The organism is Kitasatospora sp. NPDC051914 (assembly GCF_040680995.1).
Taxonomy (GTDB): domain Bacteria; phylum Actinomycetota; class Actinomycetes; order Streptomycetales; family Streptomycetaceae; genus Kitasatospora.
Genome location: NZ_JBFAXX010000142.1, coordinates 1 through 5394, shown reverse-complemented (window position 1 = coordinate 5394; position 5394 = coordinate 1). Strand labels below are relative to the sequence as shown.

General features: G+C 68.6%; 5 protein-coding genes. 2 read left to right on the top strand and 3 right to left on the bottom strand.

The window, feature by feature from the left end:
• Window positions 1-176: 176 nt before the first annotated feature.
• A complete protein-coding gene (locus AB0M03_RS39320; RefSeq protein WP_363501546.1) occupies window positions 177-893 on the bottom strand; it encodes a TetR/AcrR family transcriptional regulator in 717 nt (238 codons plus the stop codon).
• A 141-nt stretch (window positions 894-1034) separates the two neighbouring features.
• Between AB0M03_RS39320 and AB0M03_RS39315 the strand changes: the two genes are divergently transcribed.
• Together AB0M03_RS39315 and AB0M03_RS39310 are read left to right on the top strand one after the other, a co-directional pair.
• Window positions 1035-2534, top strand: coding sequence for an MFS transporter (locus AB0M03_RS39315; protein ID WP_363501543.1), 1500 nt, complete (start codon window positions 1035-1037; stop codon window positions 2532-2534).
• 182 nt (window positions 2535-2716) lie between these two features.
• Window positions 2717-3433 carry a hypothetical protein gene (locus AB0M03_RS39310; protein WP_363501540.1) on the top strand — a complete coding sequence of 239 codons (717 nt, stop codon included), beginning with the start codon at window positions 2717-2719 and terminating at the stop codon, window positions 3431-3433.
• A gap of 376 nt (window positions 3434-3809) precedes the next feature.
• Here the strand turns inward: AB0M03_RS39310 and AB0M03_RS39305 are convergent, their stop codons facing one another.
• A complete protein-coding gene (locus AB0M03_RS39305) occupies window positions 3810-4043 on the bottom strand; it encodes a hypothetical protein (protein ID WP_363501537.1) in 234 nt (77 codons plus the stop codon).
• Window positions 4044-4059: 16 nt separating this feature from the next.
• The gene (locus AB0M03_RS39300) at window positions 4060-5118 is read right to left on the bottom strand and encodes a hypothetical protein (RefSeq protein WP_363501534.1); all 1059 of its coding nucleotides are present in this window, start codon (window positions 5116-5118) and stop codon (window positions 4060-4062) included.
• Between the last annotated feature and the right edge of the window lie 276 nt (window positions 5119-5394).

The window sequence follows — 5394 nt, the reverse complement described above, 5'->3', positions numbered from 1 at the left end:
GAACCGGCAAATCGTTTTGTCTGTTTTGGTGAGTGTTTTTCCGAGGTGGGCTCTCCCGCTGGGGGGGTGGGGGGGCGGGGCCCCCCCCCCCCCCCCACAACCACTGTGCGGCCGCCGCGTAAACACCGGATCGGCGTTCACTGAGCGCCCTGTCGACGCGGGGTGCGCCGCGGGGGTCAGCCCGGAAGGCGCATGGCGAGTCCGTCGAGGACGACGTCCAGCCCGTAGGCGAACTTGGCGTCGCGGATCGCGACCGGGTCGCCGGGGTCCGTGGCGTAGGCGGCGGCGAGGTGGTCGTGGCCGGCGACGGCCTCCCGGGCGGCGGGCATCAGGCGGGAGACGAAGGCGGCCTCGGTCTCCCCGGAGCGGGCCACGGTGGTGAGCCAGGCCGCCTCCGTGGTGCTCATGCCGACGACGTAGGAGAAGAGCGTGTCGATCGCGCGGTGCGGCTCGGGGAAGCCGACGGCGGTGAACAGCGCGGCCAGCCGCTCGGAGAAGGACATGAGGTTGGGACCCAGGTAGGCGAGGCCGGCCTGGCCGAGGACCGAGGAGATCCAGGGGTGGCGCAGGGCCGTCGCCCGGAACGACCCTGCGGCCTCGGTGGCGGCGGCGCGCCAGTCTGGGCTGTCGGCCGGCGGGACGTGGATCTCGGCGGCGACCTCGTCCACCGCGAGCTCCATCAGCTCGTCCTTGGTCGCGACGTGCCGGTAGAGGGAGGTCGCGCCGGCGTTCAGCCGGGCGCCGAGCTTGCGCATGCTGAGCGCCTCGATGCCCTCGGCGTCCAGCACGGCGACCGCCTCGCGGACGATCGCGGCCCGGCTGAGTGCGGGCTGGTCGGGCTCGCGTTGGCCGCGGGCCCACACGGACGGGATCGGGCCGGTCCTGGCGGTCATGGGCTCCCCTTTCCTTCCTGTTCCCTCCTGCGTACAGCGTTCGCATCCAGCGTACAGGAATGAGGGTTGCGCACACCGTCCCCATATGCGTACGGTGTTCGCAACGTCGGAACAGTGTGCGCAACCCGAAAGGAAGAACCCATGGAAGCCCGCAATCCACGCCGCTGGTGGATCCTGCTCGTGCTGTGCCTGAGCACGCTGGTCCTGGTCGTCGACAGCATGGCGCTGACCGTCGCGGTGCCCTCGATGACCACCGACATCGGCGCGAGCGCACAGGACACCCAGTGGATCCTCGACTCCTACGTCCTGGTCTTCGCCGGACTGCTGCTCACCTCGGGCAGCCTCGGCGACCGGTTCGGCCGGCGGAAGGTCATGATCATCGGCTTGCTGCTGTTCGGCGCGGCCTCACTGGCGGCGACCTTCTGCACCGGCCCCGGCGAGGTGATCGCCTCCCGGATCGCGATGGGCGTCGGCGGCGCGCTGATCATGCCCTCCACGCTGTCGATCCTCATCACCGTCTTCGACGAGGAGGAGCGCAGCAAGGCGATGGCCGCCTGGGGTTCGGTGTCGATGCTCGGCCTGGTCGGCAGCCCCGTGCTCGGCGGCGTGCTGATCGACCACTTCTCCTGGCACTCGATCTTCTTCATCAACGTCCCGGTCGTCGTGCTGGCCGTCGTCGCGGGGCTCACCCTGATGCCGGAGTCGAAGGGTCCGTGGCAGAAGCCCGACCCGCTGGGTGCGGTGCTGTCCGCGGTCGGCATGACCGCCCTGATCTGGTGGATCATCGAGATCCCGCAGCACGGCGCGTTCGGCGGCCGCTCGGCGGTCACCCTGGCGATCGCGGTCGCCACCCTGGTGGGCTTCGTGGTCTGGGAGAACGTCACCGCCTCGCCGATGGTGCCGCTGGCGCTCTTCAAGCACCGCAACTTCAGCGGCGGTTCGCTCTCGCTGACGCTCCTGCAGATCGGCAACGGCGGCCTGCTGCTGGTGCTCACCCAGTACCTGCAGTTCGTGCTGGACTACACGCCGGTCGAGGCGGGCCTCGCCTTCGTGCCGCTCGCGATCACCGCACTGATCGGCAACGGTGCCGGGGCCAAGCTCGCCGCGAAGATCGGCAACCGCCTGTTGGTGCTGGCCGGCATGCTCGTCATGGCCGCCTCCTTCGCCCTGCTGACCACCGTCTCGGCGGACACCGGCTTCGCCGTCCCGGCGATCGCACTCGGGCTGCTGGGCCTCGGTGCGGGGCTGGCGATGCCGGCCGCGGTCGGCGCACTGATGGGCACCATCCCGGCGGAGAAGGCCGGCGTCGGCTCGGCCCTGAACGACACCATCCAGCAGGCCGGCACCGCCCTCGGCATCGCCATCCTCGGCTCGCTGCTCTCCAGCGGCTTCGCCCGGGAGATGCCCGCCGACGCACCGGAGGCCGCCAAGCACTCCGTCGCCGAGGCCCTGGCCGTCGCCGGGGGCGACACCGGCCTGGCGCACGCCGCCCGCGAGGCGTTCACCACCGCGATGTCGACCACCTTCACCATCAGCGCGATCGGAGTCCTGGCCGCCGCCCTGCTCGCCACCGTGGTCATGCGCGACACCCGGCCCGAGCCCGCCACCGCCCCCGCCGAGGACCCCGAACTCGTCGCCTGACCCCCTCACCTGCCCACGACGCCACGAGGCCGGCGCCCCGCCCGGGGACGCCGGCCTCGGGCATGGCCGAGCAACCCCGGCACGTGTAAGTTGAACGCGTTCAAAACGATCGGGCCGCCTCTGGAAGGCGGCACCGAGCGGGTCGGCGCGTGCCGTGCCGCAGGTCGAACAGGGGGAGAGTCATGAGGATGTACAAGACCGCGGTCGCCGCCGCGTTGCTCACGGCCTGCGCGTGCCAGGGCCCGGACGCACGGCCCGCACCGGACGACGCGGCCGGGCGCGGCTCCGCGGACCCGGCCGCCGCCCGCGCTCTCGTCGATGCCGCGGCCGGGAACGGTCGCACCGCGGGCTCCGTCACGGCCGGCTTCCGCGCCCTGGTGATGGGGCAGCCGACCAGCGGGACGGTCACCGTGGACCGGGACGGCCGCTGCGTCGGGTCCATCGAGGCGGCGATGCTGGGCACGATGCGGATCCTCACGGACGGGACACATGCCTGGATCAAGGGCGACGAACACCTCTGGGGCCCCCGCGCAGCGGCCCTGATCAAGGACCGCTACGTCGGCGGACCCGCCACCGCCGAGCCCTTCGCCTCGCTGGGCGTCTTCTGCCTGGCCGCCCGGGCGGCCATCGCCGGCGCCATCGACACCGCCGACCTGACCGAGCAGGGCCACACCGAGGCCGGCGGCGTCCGGACGGTCTCCTTCACCGGCGCCGACGGCTCCACCTTGGAGATCGCCGCCACCCGCCACCCGTACATCACCCGCACCACCTCGGGCCCGGACGGCGAACCCCAGGTCTGGCTGTTCCGCCACTACGGATGGCCGGTGGACCTCACCCCGCCCCCGGCCGGCGAGACGGTCGACCTCACGGCAGTGCTCCGACCCGACGACGGGCAGTAGCACCGGGCCGAAAGGAATGACGCACTGTCCCCCGACACGGACCACCCGCCCGGAACACGAAGAAGGGCCCCGACCGGCGCTTCCGCCGGTCGGGGCCCTTCTTCACATCCTGTGGCTGGTGCAGGGTTCGAACCTGCGTAGCTTGCGCGACAGATTTACAGACCGCTTAATAATCCGGCCGCACACATAGCCTGACCTGCAGAGGAGACTCTCCCAGGCAGCCTACGGTCTGGCCTGGTCCGCGCCTGGTCCGAACGGTCTGCGAGTGATCGACGCGCCACTCATACGCGTCCAGCTCACTCACCGGCCGCACGGCACCCCACGGGAAGCATTTGCACGATGATGCGGTCAAAGGTCAGCGATCCTCCAGCAGCAACTACGCCGAGTAAGCAGTAGACAGCGGCTCGACACGCCCCACAACTACGACCTGAACAGGGACGCCATCAATCTCAGCAGGCAGGTCAGGCAGGTCGCCGCCACTCACGACCTGGATCTTGACGACGTAGGCGTTCTTAGTCCCACCAATGCCGACACCATTGACCCTGGGGTCGCCAGCGAGCACCTGCGCGAGGACATCCCTCGCAGCACGGGCAGCTTCAATCGTCACCATAGATCCTCCATCTGGTTCAGAACGCCAGTGTGGCATGAATCTGTTCCAGAACAGGATCTATTGGATTGGCGTACGTCACAGGTTGCCCGCCTGGTCCAGTCTCGCTGCCCGCGAAGAGCAGCCCGACGGCCGCTGGTGGATCAACCGAGAAGACGAGGGAACCGCTGTCGCCGCTGCTGCTGAACGGTTGATCTTGCTGACCGATGATGGCGATTTGGTTGTCGAAAGTCAATACCCCAAGCGAATCGCCGTAGTCAACCCAGAGGTTCCGCAGCTCGAACATCAAGATCGATCCGTCCGTCTCGTCCGTAGTCCTTCCGATCTTCTTGACCGCCAGCCCCTCCTCCGGCGCTGTGACGTTGGATATTCCGTACGGGAATGCGGGCTCCAGGCCGCCTGCCAACGATTCGTCAACCTCACATGTTGCGGCGTCAACGATGTTTGCGACCGCATCACCCGGGATGAGATCAACTGCCGTAGCCAAGACGCCGATCATGGTATTCGCCGTCTTGTGATCGTAGGGTCCAGGCTGGTGTATAGGGTCACCCGGCACCCCACGGTTGCTTGCCGCAAGCACGTGGTTGTTGGACAGCGCATGAAGGTTGGAGGAGCCAGCCACCTTCACGAAGGCACCGAGAGTGCCTGCACCCACCATAGGGTGACCGATTGACACACCAGGCACGAGAGGCCTAGCCACGTTGGTGTGCATGGGGCGAACGCGACCTACGAACTGGACGACAGTCTCACCAGGGGCCACCTTCGCCAAGTAGCGAACGACCCGACGCGTCTCCTCGTTCTGGTCTTGCACCTGCACGCCGATGTTGTAGTCGCCAGCCCGGCCAGTGGGGGCAATCCCGATCGCGACCCCGCCGGCGCTCGGCGATTCAGGTGCCGCACTGGCGACCAAGCGGCGCTCCACGACTGCCATCGATTCTGGCCCCGCCCTATGCGCTAACGCCTCCCCCGTCCTGAGCTGATGGAGAAACTCCTGCTTGAGGGATCTGGCGGAATCAAGCTTCATCTCCGCCTCCTTTGAACGCCGCTCGAAACGGTTCTCACGCAGAAAGGGATACATCCAGTATCTCCTCGCCACTCCAATCAGTCGCGCCGAATTTCGGGTGCACTGGCTGATCGTCCCGCCAGAGGTCAGCCTGCCAAAGCACTGCAAGTGAACGGCACGGTAGTGTCCCTGACGGTGGGAAGCGCCTGCCCGCAGCCGTGCAAGCGGTAGAGCGGTTTTGGCCGGTGTCCTGTCTGGTCTGGGGTCGAGCATGATCGGGGGGCCGTAAGCTTGCCCGCGATCTCGGGCAGGCTCCTCGCCTGCCCGCAATCTGGCCGAGTGGCCCCCCGG

Coding starts and splice junctions, on each gene's coding strand:
- AB0M03_RS39320 (WP_363501546.1), bottom strand. CDS start 893: ATGACCGCCAGGACCGGCCCGATCCCGTCCGTGTGGGCCCGCGGCCAA.
- AB0M03_RS39315 (WP_363501543.1), top strand. CDS start 1,035: ATGGAAGCCCGCAATCCACGCCGCTGGTGGATCCTGCTCGTGCTGTGC.
- AB0M03_RS39310 (WP_363501540.1), top strand. CDS start 2,717: ATGAGGATGTACAAGACCGCGGTCGCCGCCGCGTTGCTCACGGCCTGC.
- AB0M03_RS39305 (WP_363501537.1), bottom strand. CDS start 4,043: ATGGTGACGATTGAAGCTGCCCGTGCTGCGAGGGATGTCCTCGCGCAG.
- AB0M03_RS39300 (WP_363501534.1), bottom strand. CDS start 5,118: ATGTATCCCTTTCTGCGTGAGAACCGTTTCGAGCGGCGTTCAAAGGAG.